15 protein-coding genes are annotated in these 16,612 nt (G+C 68.7%); 8 read left to right on the top strand and 7 right to left on the bottom strand.

What is annotated here, in order from left to right; translation table 11 throughout:
- Positions 1–74 precede the first annotated feature (74 nt).
- Positions 75–800 (top strand): flavin reductase family protein, encoded by a 726-nt coding sequence (locus ACEYYH_RS18300; protein ID WP_374975728.1) that lies wholly within the window; start codon positions 75–77, stop codon positions 798–800.
- A gap of 121 nt (positions 801–921) precedes the next feature.
- Complete coding sequence (locus tag ACEYYH_RS18295; RefSeq protein WP_374975727.1) at positions 922–1,575, top strand: NAD(P)-dependent oxidoreductase; 654 nt, start codon at positions 922–924, stop codon at positions 1,573–1,575.
- Between the two features lie 112 nt (positions 1,576–1,687).
- Here the strand turns inward: ACEYYH_RS18295 and ACEYYH_RS18290 are convergent, their stop codons facing one another.
- Both ACEYYH_RS18290 and ACEYYH_RS18285 read right to left on the bottom strand, forming a co-directional pair.
- The gene (locus ACEYYH_RS18290) at positions 1,688–2,998 is read right to left on the bottom strand and encodes an ABC transporter permease (RefSeq protein WP_374975726.1); all 1,311 of its coding nucleotides are present in this window, start codon (positions 2,996–2,998) and stop codon (positions 1,688–1,690) included.
- Positions 2,995–3,687, bottom strand: a complete 693-nt coding sequence (locus tag ACEYYH_RS18285; RefSeq protein WP_374975725.1) for an ABC transporter ATP-binding protein — start codon at positions 3,685–3,687, stop codon at positions 2,995–2,997. Before ACEYYH_RS18285 ends, ACEYYH_RS18290 begins: the two co-directional genes overlap by 4 nt.
- A gap of 150 nt (positions 3,688–3,837) precedes the next feature.
- Between ACEYYH_RS18285 and ACEYYH_RS18280 the strand changes: the two genes are divergently transcribed.
- From ACEYYH_RS18280 to ACEYYH_RS18270, 3 genes are all read left to right on the top strand, one after another.
- Positions 3,838–5,031 (top strand): sensor histidine kinase, encoded by a 1,194-nt coding sequence (locus ACEYYH_RS18280; RefSeq protein WP_374975724.1) that lies wholly within the window; start codon positions 3,838–3,840, stop codon positions 5,029–5,031.
- Positions 5,028–5,693 carry a response regulator gene (locus ACEYYH_RS18275; protein WP_374975723.1) on the top strand — a complete coding sequence of 222 codons (666 nt, stop codon included), beginning with the start codon at positions 5,028–5,030 and terminating at the stop codon, positions 5,691–5,693. The genes ACEYYH_RS18280 and ACEYYH_RS18275 overlap by 4 nt, the downstream gene beginning before the upstream one ends.
- A 356-nt stretch (positions 5,694–6,049) precedes the next feature.
- A complete protein-coding gene (locus ACEYYH_RS18270) occupies positions 6,050–7,303 on the top strand; it encodes a PHB depolymerase family esterase (protein ID WP_374975722.1) in 1,254 nt (417 codons plus the stop codon).
- A 57-nt stretch (positions 7,304–7,360) separates the two neighbouring features.
- Here the strand turns inward: ACEYYH_RS18270 and ACEYYH_RS18265 are convergent, their stop codons facing one another.
- From ACEYYH_RS18265 to ACEYYH_RS18245, 5 genes are all read right to left on the bottom strand, one after another.
- Positions 7,361–7,972 (bottom strand): TetR/AcrR family transcriptional regulator, encoded by a 612-nt coding sequence (locus ACEYYH_RS18265; RefSeq protein WP_374975721.1) that lies wholly within the window; start codon positions 7,970–7,972, stop codon positions 7,361–7,363.
- 56 nt (positions 7,973–8,028) lie between these two features.
- Positions 8,029–10,005, bottom strand: a complete 1,977-nt coding sequence (locus ACEYYH_RS18260; protein WP_374975720.1) for an acetoacetate--CoA ligase — start codon at positions 10,003–10,005, stop codon at positions 8,029–8,031.
- Entirely contained in the window at positions 10,002–10,610 is a 609-nt protein-coding gene (locus tag ACEYYH_RS18255) for a cupin domain-containing protein (RefSeq protein ID WP_374975719.1), read from the bottom strand. Before ACEYYH_RS18255 ends, ACEYYH_RS18260 begins: the two co-directional genes overlap by 4 nt.
- A 4-nt stretch (positions 10,611–10,614) precedes the next feature.
- Positions 10,615–11,622: a fumarylacetoacetate hydrolase family protein gene (locus ACEYYH_RS18250; protein WP_374975718.1), complete on the bottom strand. Its 1,008-nt coding sequence runs from the start codon at positions 11,620–11,622 to the stop codon at positions 10,615–10,617.
- A gap of 94 nt (positions 11,623–11,716) precedes the next feature.
- Positions 11,717–12,970 (bottom strand): substrate-binding domain-containing protein, encoded by a 1,254-nt coding sequence (locus ACEYYH_RS18245; RefSeq protein WP_374975717.1) that lies wholly within the window; start codon positions 12,968–12,970, stop codon positions 11,717–11,719.
- Positions 12,971–13,091: 121 nt separating this feature from the next.
- Between ACEYYH_RS18245 and ACEYYH_RS18240 the strand changes: the two genes are divergently transcribed.
- The 3 genes from ACEYYH_RS18240 to ACEYYH_RS18230 are packed head-to-tail and all read left to right on the top strand — an operon-like array spanning position 13,092 to position 16,581.
- Positions 13,092–14,597 carry a sugar ABC transporter ATP-binding protein gene (locus tag ACEYYH_RS18240; protein ID WP_374975716.1) on the top strand — a complete coding sequence of 502 codons (1,506 nt, stop codon included), beginning with the start codon at positions 13,092–13,094 and terminating at the stop codon, positions 14,595–14,597.
- Positions 14,594–15,553, top strand: coding sequence for an ABC transporter permease (locus ACEYYH_RS18235; protein ID WP_374975715.1), 960 nt, complete (start codon positions 14,594–14,596; stop codon positions 15,551–15,553). Before ACEYYH_RS18240 ends, ACEYYH_RS18235 begins: the two co-directional genes overlap by 4 nt.
- Positions 15,550–16,581: an ABC transporter permease gene (locus ACEYYH_RS18230; RefSeq protein ID WP_374975714.1), complete on the top strand. Its 1,032-nt coding sequence runs from the start codon at positions 15,550–15,552 to the stop codon at positions 16,579–16,581. The genes ACEYYH_RS18235 and ACEYYH_RS18230 overlap by 4 nt, the downstream gene beginning before the upstream one ends.
- Positions 16,582–16,612: the final 31 nt, after the last annotated feature.

Raw genomic sequence — 16,612 nt, 5'->3', positions numbered from 1 at the left:
CGATCATCGTCGACAACCCTTCTTTGTGTGTCGTTCGGTTGCACTCATCGTCCGTCGGCGCTGGCGGGGCTGTCTTGGCTCACCGAACCAATCTGCGGCAGCGATTTTTGCTGCTCGGGGCGAGTCCAGCCCGCTTCGGAGAAGTTGACTCTTCCCACGACCTCCGCAGGCCCCCTGGCCGGCGAGAGGACGAGGACGAAGGGACAATGACAATGCTGTCGAACATCACATCCGATCGCCGTTTCCACGAGGCGCCCGCTGCCGCGCTCGCTGCCGATGCGGAGCTGGTTGAGGGGATCTCGGCGGACGAGTTCCGGTTGGCCTTCCGTAACCATGCCGCCGGTGTCGCCGTCATCACAGCCGACGCGGGCGACGGCCCCGTGGCCATGACCGCGACCTCGGTGTTCTCCGTCAGTGCGACACCGCCGCTTCTCGTCTTCTCGGTGTCCTCGCTCTCGTCGGCGACGCCGACGATCCTTCGATCGTCGTCGGTCGTCGTCCACCTGCTCGACACCACGAACGTCGAACTTGCGCGACTCTGCGCGACCAGCGGTGTCGACCGCTTCGCCGATCGCGACTCGTGGAGTGTGCTGCCCACGGGGGAGCCCTACTTCGTCGAGCCCCCCGTTCGGCTCAGGGGCGAGATCGTCAACACCCTCGAGGCGGGCACCTCTCGTCTGATTGTCGTGAATGTGACGCACGCGAAAGCGCCCGCCGACGACGGGGACGCGCTCAATGCTCCGTTGGTCTATCACAGCCGCACCTGGCTGGCCCTGGACCGTTCGTCCCCGCTCGTGTGACCGAAGTCGCGGACATCGCGCACGCGCGTCGTCGCAGGGGACGGCCCCACGGGCCCGGAGGAGCTCGGCGATCGAGACGGGCAGAATGATGAATGAGATGAGCGGAACGGAAGGAGTCGAGGTGGCACGCATCACGGTGCTGGGAGGAAGCGGCTACGCGGGCGCGGCGGTCGTCGCCGAAGGTCGGCGACGCGGGCATCTGGTCACGGCTGTGAGCCGGTCGGCGCCTGCCGAGCAGATCGACGGCGTTGAGTATCGCACAGGATCCGTCCTCGACGGCGGGGTCCTCGAAGATGCGGTGGCTGGACGAGACGTCGTCGTCGTCGCACTCTCACCGCGTTCCGACCTTGCCGGCGGAAAGCAGGAAGCCGTCATCGAAGGCCTCATCGGGAGGCTGGCGGGAACCCCGACACGTCTGGGGTACATCGGAGGGGCCTCGTCGCTCCTCGTCGCCGACGGTGGACCTCGTCTGTGGGATGTGGCGCGTGACCAGCTCCCCGCGGATGCCAAGCCCGAGATCGAGACCGGCTTGAAGGTTTTCGACCTCCTGCAGGACAGCCCCGCCTCGGTCGACTGGTTCTATGTGAGCCCGCCCGCGGATTTCGGATCCTGGCTGGGTACGCCGTCGAAAGGCTCGTACGTGCTCGGTGGCGACATCCTCCTCCGAGACGAAGAGGGAACCTCCACGATCTCGGCGGCCGACCTCGCTCTGGCGATCCTCGACGAGATCGAGACGCCCGCGCATCGTCGGCGTCGCTTCACCGCCATCCATTGAGGCGCTTCCCGCGTCCGAATCCGTGAGACCCCATCGGGAGCGGCCCCGTTCACTCCGATCGGGGCCGCCGGTGCGGCGAAGCGCGGGGGTCGTATTCCGCCGCACCGTGGTCTCACTCGTAACGGAGTGAGTCGACGGGATCGGCTTTCGCCCCTCGCGCTGCGGGCAGCGTTCCGGCGACGAAAGCGATTCCCATGACGATCAGGATGATCGTCACGATGGATGCCGGATCGAATGCGATCAGCGAGAGTCCAGGCAGATCGGCGAACAGCCCGTCTGCCAGCGCGGTGCTGATCGCGCTTCCGACCAGCATCCCGATCCCTACGCCGACCGCACTGCCGAGGAACCCGATGAACATCGCCTCGAGGCTGAAGAGGCTGAAGACTCGCCCGCTGCCCATGCCCATCGCCTTCATCAGGCCGATCTCCCGCGTCCGCTCCTGCACCGACATCAACAAGGTGTTCACGATCCCGAAGCTCGCCGCCAGCAGCGCGATCACAGCGAAGCCATTCAGTACCAGGACGATCGCGTCGATGACCGCGGTGAAGGCTCCGAGCTGATCGGCCACGGTGGTTCCCGTGAATCCAGCGTCCTCGAGGTCCGCCTGGAGAACATCGATCTGCTCGGCGGTGGCGTCCGGGTCGAACCAGATGCTGGCGCTGGCGAACCGCTCTTGCTCATCGGCGGGGACGCCGCTGTTCTGCAGCCCGAACAGCTCGTCCGTCAGAGCCTGGTTGGGGAGCGCGCTCGCACCGCCGCCCGTGAAGGCTTCCTCAGCGACGCCGACCACGGTCGCCTCCACCTCGTGCTGGACACGGGTCGGGTCGCTCACCGCGATGGTGACCGTCTGGCCGATCGCCGCGTCGGCGTCATCGAAGCCGAGCGCGTCCACAAAGGTAAGCGGAACGGCGACCTGATACTCGTCGGAAGCGCTGTCCGGGATGGTTCCCGCGGCGAGCTCCACCGTCTGGCCGGCGATGAGCGACCCCGCCCCGATGACCCAGCGAGTCCCGCCATCGTGCTGGATGAAGTCCGGGGTGACGGTCTTGGTCGCCTCCACGCGCAGCACGCCGTCGATGCTGGACAGGGTCTTGAGGTCGTCGGGTGTGATCGCGATCACCGATCCCGCGGCGCCAGGCGGGCCGGGCTGCGCGCTGGCGACCGCGTCGGGATCGTACTCGACGGGATCGCCCGTGGGGATGCCCCCGGCGGTGGAGTCCGAGGTCTTGGTGACCGCCATGACGTCCTCCGCGCCGATCGACGAGACGGTGTCGTCGATGTAGCGGTTGATGCCGGTCCCCAGCCCGCTGGTGATCGTCAGGGTGAAGGCGCCGACGAAGATCGCGAGGATCGTCAAGAGCGTGCGCGTCTTCGAACGGAAGGCGTTCGAGACGGCTGAGGTGATCAGGTCGCCGGTCTTCATGCCGCCACCTCCTCGGGGAGGATGACGCCGTCGCGGATGTGGATGCGCCGGTCGCAGCGGGCGGCGAGGTCATCGTCGTGCGTGACGACGATGAGCGTGATGCCGTGCTCGCGATTGAGCGAGAACAGGATGTCCTCCACGACACCGCCCGTGACCGTATCCAGGTTGCCCGTCGGCTCGTCGGCGAAGATGACCCTGGGATTGTTGACCAGCGCGCGTGCGATGACAGTGCGCTGCTTCTGGCCGCCCGACAGATTGGTCGACTTGTTGCGCGCCTTGTCGGCGAGGTCGAGCTGCTCGAGGGCTGCGATGCCGCGGCGCTTGCGCTCGCCGCGCCTGACACCCGCGATCTTCAACGGAAGCACGACGTTGTCGAGCACCGACGTGTTGGGCGTCAGGAAGAACTGCTGGAAGACGAACCCGAAGGTCTTGTTGCGGGTCCTGTTCAGCGCCCGGCCGCGAAGCCGACTCGTGTCGACACCCTCCAGCGCGATGTTCCCGTCGGTCGGGGCGTCGAGCAGTGCGAGCAGGTGCATGAGCGTGGACTTGCCCGATCCGCTCTTGCCAATGATGGCGATGCTCTCGCCGGCGTTGATCTCCAGGCTCACGCCGCGCAACGCCTCGAAGCGGTTGGGGCCACGGCCGTACGTCTTGTGTACGTCCCTGATCGAGATGAGGGGGGTGGTCATGGGTCTCCTCCCAGGGGTCTCCATCAGCCTCGCCGGGGGACGTGCACCACGCGTCCCCCGGCCGGAGACACTCGCATACCCCGGCGGGGGTACTTCGCGATCACCCCACCGGGTCACGCGTGCGCGCGACGAACCCGGCACACTGGAGTCGTGCCGAGCCGTGCAGGAGAAGAGCCGCTGCGGTCGCCTCATCGTCCGCCCGCTTGGGTCGGCGACATCATCGCCGCGATCCTCATCGTGGGCGCCGTCGTCGTGCCGTATCCGGACCCTGCACTGCTCCCCCAAGACCCACTCCAAGTCGCGGCGTCGCTGCTTCCGGCCGCGCTGCTTCCGTTGCGACGCCGCTGGCCGTTGGGCGTGCTCGGCGCCTGCGTGGCGATATACATAGCCTGCGGATTCCTCGGCTTCGTCTCGCCCGGTGTGCTGCTGGCGGTCGTCGTCGCGATGTTCGGTGCCGCGAATCGACTGCCGCGCCGGTCGTCGCTGGTCGCACTTGGGGTGATTGTGGTCGTCATCGCAACGGCCGCGACGATCACCCTGGGCGACATCCTCGAACCGCGTGTGTTCCAGGTTGTGGTGTCGATCGCGCTCGCGGCTGCCGGAGGCGATGCGACGCGATCGCGGCGCGAGTATCTCGATGCCGTGACCGAGCGCGCCATCCGCGCAGAGCAGACCCGTGAGGCGGAGGCGATGCGAGCAGTCAGCGAGGAACGTCTCCGGATCGCACGTGACCTTCACGACGCCGTCGCCCACCAGATCTCCGTGGTCAGCCTGAACGCCGGTGTAGCGACATCCGCCCTCGAGAGCAGGCCGGAGAAGGCGCGAGAGGCGTTGGCCACCATCCGCTCTGCTTCGCGCGCGGTGCTGCGCGAGATCGGGGATCTGCTTGCGGTCCTCCGGGCCGAGGAGCCGCGAGCCGGTGGCGGCGCCGCGGATGCGCCGCAGCCCAGCCTACGGCAGCTCGACGCGCTCGTCGCCTCCTTCGGCGCTTCCGAGCTCGCCGTGGTGACCCGCGTGGAGGGCGATCCCGCGAGGCTGCCGATCCCGAGCGACGCCGTGGCCTTCCGCGTCGTTCAGGAAGGTCTGACCAACGCCCTCAAGCACGGTTCCGAGCACCGCGCGCACGTGCTGATCGACGTGGCGGACGAGAGTGCGCGGATCATCGTGACGAACCCCGTCGACCGATCGACGGAGCTGCGAGACCCGGATGCTCCTGTCGGCTTCGGGCTCATCGGCCTCCGCGAGCGGGTCGCCGCCGTGCGCGGGACCATGGAGACCGGTGACTCCGCGACAGGGTTCCGCCTCGTGGTGACCCTGCCGATCCCTGAGGAGGAGGAACGGTGATCAGAGTGCTCATCGCCGACGACCAGACCCTCATCCGTGCCGCGGTGCGAGACCTGCTCGAGAGCGCGGGGGTCGCAGAGGTGGTCGGCGAGGCCGTGGACGGTGTGGAGGCGGAGCAGCTCGCGCGCCGGCTGCGTCCGGACATCGTCTTGATGGACATCCGGATGCCCGAACGCGACGGCATCGAAGCGACGGCGCGGATCTGCGCCGATCCGCACCTCGCCGAGACACGCGTGCTCATCCTCACGACGTTCGAAGAGGACGAGTATCTCGTCGCGGCGCTGCGTGCCGGTGCTAGCGGCTTCATCGGCAAGGGGGCGGAGCCGGAGGACATCGTCCGGGCCATCGCAGCCGTTCACGCTGGCGAGGCGCTCCTTTCGCCCGCCGCGACTCGCGCCCTCATCACGCGATATGTTCTTCCCGCATCGGGCAGTGCGGGGCCAGGGGTGGCCGGGCTGGAACAGCTCACCGAACGCGAGACCGAGGTGCTGCGTCAGGTGGCTCGGGGTCGCTCCAACGATGAGATCGCGACAGAACTGTTCATCTCACCGCACACCGCGAAGACGCATGTGAAGCGAATCATGATGAAGCTCGGTGCGCACGACCGCGCGCAGCTGGTGATCGCCGCATACGAGAGCGGGCTGCTCGTTCCCGGGATGTAAAGGCGATCGTGAGGCACACTCTCGGTCCGCCCGCGGCCGGCCGGGCGATTCGTCATGGCGACGAACGGGCCGGGCGAAGACGCCACGGTGCTGTGCCGGACAAGCGCGATAGAACGTGATTCACCTGTCCAGTCCACCCGGCCAGAGCCGAGACCGCGTCGCCAAGCCGGTCGAACCGGATATCAACCATTCGACGGATGCGGTTCGCCGTGCTCGCCGGGATCTCGCCCGCTCGCCCGCCCGCCTGCCGCTGTCGGCGAGGAGGGCGGGAAGGTTTAACCTATCGCCTGAATCATCTTTCAGGTATGTTTCGTCCCGGTGCAGTGTCGCACCGCTGACATCGAAGGAGATGGTCTATGACTGATCGTGTTCGAAGGATGACGTTCCCCCGCGGGCTGGCGGCTGCCGCCCTCGTCATAGCGGGACTGCTGGCATTTTCGACCGGCGCCCAGGCCGTCGCGGCATCCGCCCCCGCCGGTGTGTGGTCGACCGAGACCATCGGCGAGATGAGCGTGCGGTTGTACACACCCGCCACCGCCCCTGCGGCACCGGCGGGGCGGGCTCTCATGGTCAGCCTCCACGGCTGCCTGCAGAAGGCCTCCGATCTGCAGTCGGCAGGCAACTGGGCGGCGACGGCCGATGCCTACGGCATGGTCGTCGCGCTCCCGGACGCACCGCAGGGAGGGGTGATCCTCGGCTGCTGGGACTACTACGACAGCACCCATTCCCACGCCAACCCGTCCCGTCACGACGACAACCTCCTGTCGCTTGTCTCCGCCCTCTCGGCGCGCAGCGCGCTGGGCATCGATCCCGACCAGGTGTACATCTCGGGCCTGTCGTCGGGCGGAGGCGAGACCATGGTGATGGGATGCCTCGCCCCCGACGTATTCGCCGGGATCGGCATCAACGCCGGCCCCACGGTGGGCACCACGTCCGGACAGATCAGCAGCGTCGCCGTCTCCAAGGCGCAGGGCATCTCGACCTGCAAGACCTTCGCGGGGACCGCCTCGACATCGTTCGCAACGCAGCTGACGTCGATCGTCTACGGCAGCAACGACAGCACGGTCGCGCCGGGCTACAACTCCCTCAACGGGCAGATCATGGCTGACATCTACGGTGCGTCGGCGAGCTCGAGCTTCAGCCTCGCCGGCCTCGCAGGCACGAACACCAACGGTGCGGGGACGCTGTACTCCGACGGCGGAGGGCCTCGGGTCTCGGTCATCCAGAACTCCAACCTGGGCCACAACTGGCCGGCGGGTGCGGGCTCGGGAGGCTCCTACATCTCCGCGAACAGCATCGACTACCCGGCCTACGTCACGAAGTTCTTCTTCGACAACAACCGCCGCATGGATCGTTCGGCGACCCCGACCCCGACCCCGACCCCGACCCCGACCCCGAGCGCGACGCCGACGCCGACGCCGACGTCGTGCTTCACGGCGACCAACGCGGCTCACAAGGCAGCGGGCAGGGCCACCTCCTACGGCGTCAACCCCTACAACCCGTACTACGCCCTGGGCACGCTCGCCTACCTGGGGCAAGGCGACGCGACGACGACCAGCCTCCAGGCGAACTCGACCGGAGGGTACGCGAAGGTGGCCAGCTGCGGATGACGGCACGTGCGGGGGCGCCTCCGCGCCCCCGCACGACTCAGCCGGCGGCCGCCGCGGTCAGGCGGTCGCGGTCGCAGAACCGTTGGCGTGCGGCTGTCCGGCGATCCCGTGCAGCGCGAGCTCGAAGCCCGCGGAGATGGTGTCGGCGTCGAAGGCGCCCTCGCGGAACAGCAGCTGGAAGTAGATCGGGGCGTAGATGCGCTCGGCGAGCTCATCCGGCGAGTAGCCGCTGCGGATGGAGCCTTCGGCGATGGCCCGCTCGATCACCCGGTTCACCACCTCGCGTCGAGGCCGCCAGAAGAGCGTCTTGAAGGTGTCGAGGGTGGCGGTGTCGTACTGGCTCTCGGCGATCAGCTGCGCCATGAGGCGGCCCTCGTGACCGGCGTACAGCTTCGCGAGCGCGACGACGTGCTCACGGAGGGCGTCGACGGCGGGAAGATCGTCCCTCATCGTCGTCTGCACGATGTGGTTCTCGAGGAAGGTGTCGATGATCACTGCCGCCTTGCTCGGCCACCAGCGGTAGATGGTGGTCTTGCTGACGCCGGCCTCACGCGCGATGCGCTCGATGGACAGCTGCTGCACCGACACCGAATCCGGCTCGCGCTCGTCGAGGAGCTTCATCGTCGCCTGGAGGATCGCCTGCCGGCTCTGTTCACTGCGAATTGCCACGGGTAGACCCTAGGTCCTCGGCGTCCGATACGGAACGTTCATTGTGGCGCGCCCGCTCATCTGCCGCTCCGTGCGCTCGCGGCGGCCGCGAAAGCCGCATAGAGTTCCAGCAGCGCCGCGTCGTCGACGGCGCCGAGGTCGACGACCTCGTCGACCTTCTTCCCCTGGAGCAGGCGTTTGACCGGGACCTCCAGCTTCTTGCCGGTCTTCGTGTGCGGGATGGCCGGCATCACCACGATGTCGTCGGGCAGGTACCGAGGCGACAGGTGCGTTCGGATCGCTGTGCGAATGGCCGCGCGAGCATCGTCGGCATCCGTTCCGGGAGCGAGGGCGACGAACAGCGGCATGTAGTAGTCGGCGCCGATCTCGACCCCTACGATCATCGCCTCCGTCACCTCGGGGAGCCCCTCCACCGCTGCGTAGATGTCGGCAGAGCCGAGACGGATGCCGTTGCGGTTGAGTGTCGAGTCGGAACGGCCGTGGATCACGATGCCCTCGCTCGAGAACTCGATGAAGTCGCCGTGCCGCCAGACGCCCGGGAACGTCGTGAAGTAGCTGTCGCGATACCGCTCGAAGCCGGGGTCGCCCCAGAACCGCAGCGGCATGGACGGCAGCGGTGCCGACACCACCAACTCGCCTCGGCCGAGCGTGGGTTCGCCGTCCTCGTTCCAGGACTCCACGCGTACGCCCAGCGCCGGGGCCTGGATGTACCCGATGCGCACGGGCAGAGTCGGTACCCCGCCCACGAAGATCGAAGCGATGTCGGTGCCGCCGCTCTGCGACGTGAGCCACACGTCTCCGACGCTCCCGTAGACCCAGCGGAAGCCGTCGGCCGACAGCGGGGAGCCCGTGACGGTCACCACCCTCAAGGCCGAGAGATCGCGGTCGCGAGCGGGCTCGAGTCCCGCCTTCGCGCACGCATGGACGAAACCTGCGCCCACGCCGAGCACGTTCACCCGTTCGGCGCCTGCCACCTGCCAGAGGCGGTCCAGCGCGGGATGGGTGGGGTTGCCATCGAGCAGCACGATGGCGGCGCCCAGTCCCAGGGCGGCGACCAGCCCGTTCCACACCACCCAGCTGGTCGATGCGATCGTGAGAACGCGATCGCCCGGACGGATGTCGTCATGGATGCTGCAGAGCTTCAGCTGCTCGAGAAGCGCACCGCCGTGGCCGTGCACGATGCCTTTCGGGACGCCCGTCGTGCCGGACGAGAACAGCACCCACAGCGGGTGGTCGAACTCGACGTCGGCGAACTCGGCCTCGGCGGGGGCGGCGACGGCCTCCGCCCAGTCGCACGAAGCCACCGCGGTGTCGACCGGGCGCGCACGCGTGTGACCGGTCACCCAGACGATGCGGCGGAGGGTCGGCAGACCGCGCAGCACCTCGGCCAGTTCGGCTTCGCGGTGCCGGTCCGTGCCGCCCAGCTCATAGCCGGGCGCCGCGATCAGCACCGTCGGCTCGAGCTGGGCGAAACGGGAGACGATCGCCCCCGGGCCGAACTCGGGCGCGCACACCGACCACACCGCTCCGATCGACGCTGTCGCCAACAGCCCGATCACCGCTTCGGGGATGTTCGGAAGGATGCCGACGACGCGGTCACCGGGACCCACTCCGCCTTCGCGGAGGTGCGCGGCGAAGGCCGCGACATCGGCGCGCAGTCGCGCGAACGTGATCTCGGTGCGCTCGCCGCTCTCCGAGATCGCGACGATCGCCGTGCCCTCGTGCCCGGCGAGCAGCTCCCGGGCGTAGTTGAGTCGACGGCCGGGGAACCAGCGGGTGCGGGGCATCGGATCCGCGCTGCAGACGACGCCGGGGGCACCCTTCATCGCCACGCCGGCGAAGTCCGCCCACGCCGACCAGAAGTGCTCGGGCTCGTCGACCGACCATTGCCAGAGGTCCTCGTAGTCTTCGCCGAGCTCGACGCCGCGGGAACGCAGGAAATCGGCGAAGCGGGCGACGTTCGTCTGCGATTCGAGGGACGGGTCGAGTCGCCACGCGACCTCGCCGATGCCGGCTTCGGCGTCGACGATCATGGGCGCGCCGATTCCACCGGGATGCCGCGGCGCTGGGCGGCGATCTCGTCTGCCGAGAGGGGCTCGGTGCCGATCAGGACGAACGCGACGCGCGCGATGCGGTCGGTGCGGTTCGACCACGCGTGGCTCGTCGCGCGTTGCACGGCGACGTCGCCGGCCCGGAGCGTCGCTTCGCCGTCGTCCACCAGCAGGGTGATCTCGCCCTCGAGCACGATGGCGTAGTCGAGGGAGTCGGTGCGGTGGAACCAGAAGTGCTTTCCCCCGGAGTGCCTCGCCCCTTCGGCGGCCTCGGCCTTTCCGTCGATCTCGTCGAAGATGCGGTCCTGGGCGTCGCTCGGATAGGAGGCGTCCGGGGGAAACTCCGCGATGCGGAACACCGTCTCGCCGACGCGGGGGAACGTGGGCGTGGCCGACCCCGGGCCGACGGGGTCGTCGTCGGACACATGGTCGGCGGGGTAGGCCGTCAGCCAGGGAACCGCGGCGCCGAAGCCGGGGATGACCTCGGACGCGAAGGCGTTCGGGGCGATGTCGTCGATGAGGATGACGGCACGGCCGTCGTCGTCGTGACCGGTGACGACGCGGCGCACTCGGGGAGATTCGGTCATGCGCTCAGGCCTCCTCGAACGGGAACGGCTGGGGGGTCGGCCACCAGGACGGGGTCTCACTCTGAGCCGCGATCGGGGAGCGGAGCACGCCGACGCGTTCGAGTTCGAGTTCGAGCAGGTCTCCCGGCTGCAGGAAGCGGCGCAGCTCGGCGCCCGCGCCGAAGGCCATGGTGCCCGATCCGATCAGGTCGCCCGGCTGCAGGCCGTCGAACTGCGAGACGTACGAGACCGTCTCCTCCGGCGTCCAGATGAAGTCCTCGACGCGGGTGTCCGACCAGACCTCGCCGTTGACGCGCACCTGGCCGGTGAGTCCGATGATCGAGGGGATCTCGTCCATGGTGACGATCCACGGTCCGATCCCGTAGGCGAAGTCCTTGGAGTGCTGCGCCCCCATGCCTATGGGGCTCTCCAGGACCTGCACATCGCGGAGGCTGAAGTCGTTGAAGATCGTGATGCCGAACACGTGGTCGAAGGCGCGCTCGGGCGTTACATTGCGGCCGGGCTTGCCGATGATGTAGCCGATCTCGAGCTCGTAGTCCAGCTGCTCCGTGATGCTCGGGTAGGGGACGGTCTCACCCGAGCCGTAGAGGGTCGCCGTGGAGCCCTTGAAGTATCCCGGACGCTCGTACACCGCCCTGGTCGGCGTGGTCTTCATGACGTTGCCGAAGAAGTTCTTGATGTGCCCGTTGAACGTGAGGCTGTCTCGGAGCACCGGCGGCTTGATCGCGGCGACGAAGGTCGCGTCGTCCAGCGGTGTGGAGGCGTCGTCGGCGGCGGTCAGCGCGCGATGTGCGGCTTCGAGGAAGAAGTCGCCGGTGGAGATGCCGCGCGTGAGGTCGCCGAACGTCGCCGCAGCGAGGTGGCGGGCGCCGTCCTCAGTAGCCCCGCCCCGCTGAAGGGCGAGCGCGTACGCCCGTCGCAGATCCACGACGCGGTTGTTCTCGGGCTCTGCCGCGATGACGCGCACCTCGCGGCCATCGGGGGAGTCGACGGCGATTCGTCCGAGCTTCATGGTGCAACTTCCTTCTCTCGATGCGATACGCAACGTATGGTATCGGATTTGCGAGCGGCGAAGGGGTGGGCGGCGATGCCGCCCACCCCTGGGCTCACTCGGCTGTCTGCGGGCCGAGTTCTGGATTGTTGAAGAACTCCGCGATCTGGTCGTCGGTGAGGTAGACCCCCTCCACCGTCAGATCCGTGCCGTCGGACTCGGACCACGACGGGTCCACGACGTCGCCGATGTTCTCCTGGTCGACGACGTAGGGCCCCCAGGCGATCTGGTTGACCTTCGGTCCCGCGCCCGCGAGCACCTTGAGACCGATCTGAGCGGCCGCCTTCGCGGCCGGGATCGGCGGGGTCGCAGTGCCGAAGTACGGGTAGTCGGGGTTCGCCGCCGCGTACGCGGCCATGCCCTGCGACGCGTTGATGTCCTGAATCGGCGGGACCGGCATGCCGGCCTGCTCGAACGCGTCGCGGATCGCCCAGCCCATCGATCCGGCTTGGAACACGGCATCCACTCCCGCGGGATTGGTCGCAAGGTACTGGACGACGGCCTGCTGTGCCGCCGGGGGCTGGAAGAAGCCCTGCACCTGGCCGACGATCGAGACGTCCGGGCACAGCTCGAGCGCCTTGGCGACGCCGTCCTCGAAGAACAGCTGCGGCGGGATGCCGGGGACGCCGTCGACCTGCAGCACCGTCCCGCTGCCGCCGATGGCACCGAGGACGCCGGCGGCGGTCTCCATCGCCTGGAGATTCGAGTTGTTGGTCAGGCTGATGGCGTAGGGCGAGTCCAGCGGCACCACGGTCGAGATCACGGGGATCCCGGCGTCGTGCGCCTGGGCGACCAGATCGATGGCCGCCTCGGGTGCGGCGGGGTTGAGGAAGATGATGTCGGGCTGAAGCGAGAGGGCCTGGTTGAACATCTGAATCTGTCCGGGCACGTCGGTCGGGTCGTTCGGTGCGAGATTGGCGACGACCTCGACGTCCTGCGCCTCGAGCGATTCGAGCAGCTGCGCCTGGTAGGTGGCGATGTACGGGGCGGCCGGGGCCTGTCCGACGATCGCGGCGGTGAAGCCCTCGGTCTTGTCGGACTTCCAGTCCGCCCAGGCCGACTCCTGCACCTCGATGCCGTAGGCGTTGTATCCCGCCTTGACATCTTCGCTGAAGTCGTCGAGCAGGCCGTTCGGGTCGTTGGCGCCGAGCTGCGGGACGGAGCCGCATTCACCCGCGGCTGAGGCCGACGCGGTGTCGGTGGGGTTGTCGGTCGCGGCGGGCGTACAGCCGGACAGGCTGAGGGCACCGATGGCGGCGAGTGCTGTGGCGACGGTTCCCATCCGCGCCATGCGTGTGGGCTTGAGCATGTGTGGAACTCCTCTTTGAGTGGGCGCATCCATTGCGCGAGTTCAGGATAGACACATTCGATACGGTTCGTCTAGTATCTGATGTACCGCCCTCTGTGGGTGAACTCGACGAGGAGTCAAGATGTCGGTTGCCGGGAGTGGGCTGAGGCTCACCGGGATCAGCAAGCACTTCGGTGCCACGCGCGCCCTGGTGGACGCGGAACTGGAGCTGCGCCCCGGCGAGGTGCACACGCTCCTCGGCGAGAACGGATCCGGCAAGTCGACGCTCGTCAAGATCATCGGTGGCGTCCACCGCCCCGATTCCGGCTCGCTGACGATGGGCGCGACGCCGCTCACGCTGCGCAGCCCCCGGCAGGCCCACCGGCGGGGGATAGCGGTCGTGTTCCAGGAGGTGCTCACCGCCACCAGCCAGTCGGTGCTCGACAACATCTGGCTCGGCACCGACGGCGTGTTCGTCCGGCGTCTTGCTCGCACCGCGCAGCGGCGCATCGCGGCCGACACCCTCGGCCGTCTCATCGACGGCATCGACCTCGACGCCCCCGCGGGCACGCTCTCGCTCTCGGAACGGCAGGCGATCTGCATCGCCCGGGCGCTGGTGCGCGATCCCGGCACCCTCGTCCTCGACGAGTCGACGGCAGCGCTCGACGTGCGCACCCGCGACCGGCTCTTCGCAGAGATCCGCCGGCTCACCGCCGACGGGGTCGGCGTGCTGTTCATCTCGCATCGCATGGACGAGGTCCAGGAGATCTCGGACCGGGTCTCCGTGCTCAGGTCGGGCCGCACCGTCTCGACCGTGGACCGTGGGGACCTCTCGGTGGACCGCCTCATCGCCGACATGACCGGGACCAGCGGGGTGATCCACGGCCTCGACCGCGACCGCCCGCTGGGTGATCCGACGCTGCGCGCCGATGGCGTGACACTCGCCGCCGGCGCGGCGCCGATCGACCTCACCCTGCGTGCCGGCGAGCTCGTCGGACTTGCGGGGCTCGAAGGTCACGGGCAGGACGCGTTCCTGAAGCGCCTCGCCGGGGTGACCGCCGGCCCGGGCGCGGTGACCCGGGTGCTCAGCCCCGACATCGGCGTCCGGCCGGGCAACGGCGCGAAGCTCGGGGTGGCCTACCTCCCGCGCGAGCGCCGGGGCGAGTCGCTGTTCGAGTCGATGTCGATCCGCGACAACTTCGCCCTTCCGACACTGCGGCAGGACCGCCGGGGCGTGCTCCTGAGCAGCGGGCGCATGCGGAAGCGGTTCGCGGAGTTCGTGTCGGCGCTGAAGATCAGACTCGGCACGCAGGACGACCCGATCTCGAGTCTCTCGGGCGGCAGCCAGCAGAAGGTGGTCCTCGCCAGATGGCTCGCGACCGACCCGAAGGTGCTGCTGCTGAACGACCCGACGCGAGGAGTGGACATCATGACCAAGCGTGAGATCTACACGATCCTCGATCGACTGTGCGCAGACGGCATGAGCATCGTCCTGCTCTCGAGCGAAGTGGAGGAGCTGGTGGAGCTCGTCGATCGCGTGCTCGTGTTCCGGGACCAGTCGGTGTTCGCAGAGATCCCTCGCGAGAGCCTCACGAGCGAGGCGGTCGTCGCCGCCTACTTCGGTCAGCGGGCGGGAGCGGTCGCATGAGCCGCGTCCAGGGCATCCTCCAGCGGCGCAGCTGGGCGTTCGCCTTCGTGCTCGCGCTCATCCTGCTCGTCGTCAATCTGATCGTGAGCCCGAGCTTCCTCGCCCCCGAGCGGCTGCCCGCGACGCTGGCGACCCTCGCGCCGTTCGTCCTCGTCGGATTCGCGTCGACTCCGGCGATCCTCTCGGGCGGCATCGACATCTCGGTCGGGCCGCTGGCGACGCTGATCAACTGCCTCTTCATCGCGGTGCTGATCCCCGCAGGGTGGGGAGAGTGGTACGTCGCCGTGCCGATCCTGCTCCTCACCTCGGCAGCCGTCGGAACGGTCACGGGCATCCTCGTCGCGGTGGTGCGGCTGCACCCCGTCGTCGCCTCGATCGGCGTGTTCTTCGTGCTCGTCGGCATCGCGGTCACCATCTCGAAGCAGCCCGTGCCGGCGCCGCCGAACTGGAGCGAGGCGCTCGCCGGGTCCTTCGGCTGGTTCCCCGCGGCAGCCATCACGATGGGCAGCGTGGCGCTCGTCTGGTTCGTGCTGCGGCGGACGGCATTCGTCAGCAATCTGCTCGCCACGGGGGAGAGCGACATCTCGGCCTACGGCTCCGGGGTGAACGTCACCCTCGTGCGTGTGCTGTCCTACACGCTCGGAGGTGTGTTCGCCGGCGTCGGCGGCATCGCACTGTCGGCCCTCTTGCAGTCCTCGCAGTCCTCGCTCGCGACGACCTACGCGCTGCTGGGCATCGCGGCCGCCGTGCTCGGCGGCGCGAACCTCGGCGGCGGTCGCGGCGGGCTCCTGGGCACCTTCCTCGGCGCAGTGGTCATCTATCTGGTGCAGCAGCTGCTGACGGCGGCCGGTGTGCAGCCCAGCCTCGTCCAGGTCACCTACGGGCTCGTGCTCGTGCTCGGCGTGCTCCTGGGCGCGACCCTCCTCAATCCGCGACTGACAAGGAGCCGCGCATGACCGGACCCTCGACGGGCGTCACGCGATCACTGACCGTGCCGCTTCCTCCCACCCGCGGCTGGGCGAGGGTGCGCCGGTGGGCCGTGGAGACCCCCTTCATCCAGGTGCTCGTGCTGATCGTGCTCGTCGCCGTCCTGGTCGCGCTCATTCCCGCCTTCGCGACGAGGCCGCAGGCCGCCGTCTCGATCCTGGTGCTCGCGTCGCTCCTCGCGCTCGCCGCCATGGGGCAGACGCTCGTGGTCATCCTGGGTGGGATGGATCTGGCCGTCGCGGGCTACATCCTGTTCGGGGCGATGATCGCCTCCAACGCCACCAGCCGGCTCGGCTGGCCGACGTGGTTCGCGCTGCTGGTCACCGTCGTCGTGTGCGGCGGCATCGGGGCACTGGTCGGGGCTGCGTGCCACTGGCTGCGGATCCAGCCGCTGGTGCTCACACTCGGCGTCGGCGCGGTCCTCGCCGGCGGTTCGATGTTCCTCGTGAACGGCGACTACAACGGCCAGCCGCCGGAGGACCTGCGCGCGCTGGCGCAGCTCACCGGAACGACGTTCGGCCTGCCGATCCCGCCGATCATCCTGATCGTCGTCCTGCTGGGCGTCGTGCTGTGGCTGTTCCTCTCGCGCACCGCGACCGGCCGCCGGTTGTACGCCACCGGGGTCAACCCGCGGGCGGCGGCGCTGACCCGAGTGAACACGGCCGCCATCTGGGCGGGCGTGTTCGCCCTGTCGGGCGTGCTGGCCGGCATCGCGGGCATGTTCATCGCGGCGTTCGGATCGGGATGGGCGCAGGGCACCGGCGACCCGTACCTCTTCTCGGGCCTGGCGGCGGTGCTCGTCGGAGGGACGACCTTCGGGTCGGTGCGGGGCAGCTTCACGCGCACCGCGCTCGGCGCACTCATCCTGACCGTCGTCGCGACGATCATCACCAGCCGCGGTCTCGCCGAGGCGCAGAGCCGCATCGTGTACGGCATCATCATCCTCGCGGTCGTCGCGCTGTACGGGCGGGAGCGGCATGTGCGGGACCGCTTCTGAGCCGGAGCGCTGGGGCACCCGCGAGCGGCTG

The organism is Microbacterium trichothecenolyticum, from assembly GCF_041938625.1.
Taxonomy (GTDB): domain Bacteria; phylum Actinomycetota; class Actinomycetes; order Actinomycetales; family Microbacteriaceae; genus Microbacterium; species Microbacterium trichothecenolyticum_D.
The sequence above is the reverse complement of the archived record's forward strand: the minus strand, read 5'-3'. Positions and strand labels throughout refer to the sequence as shown.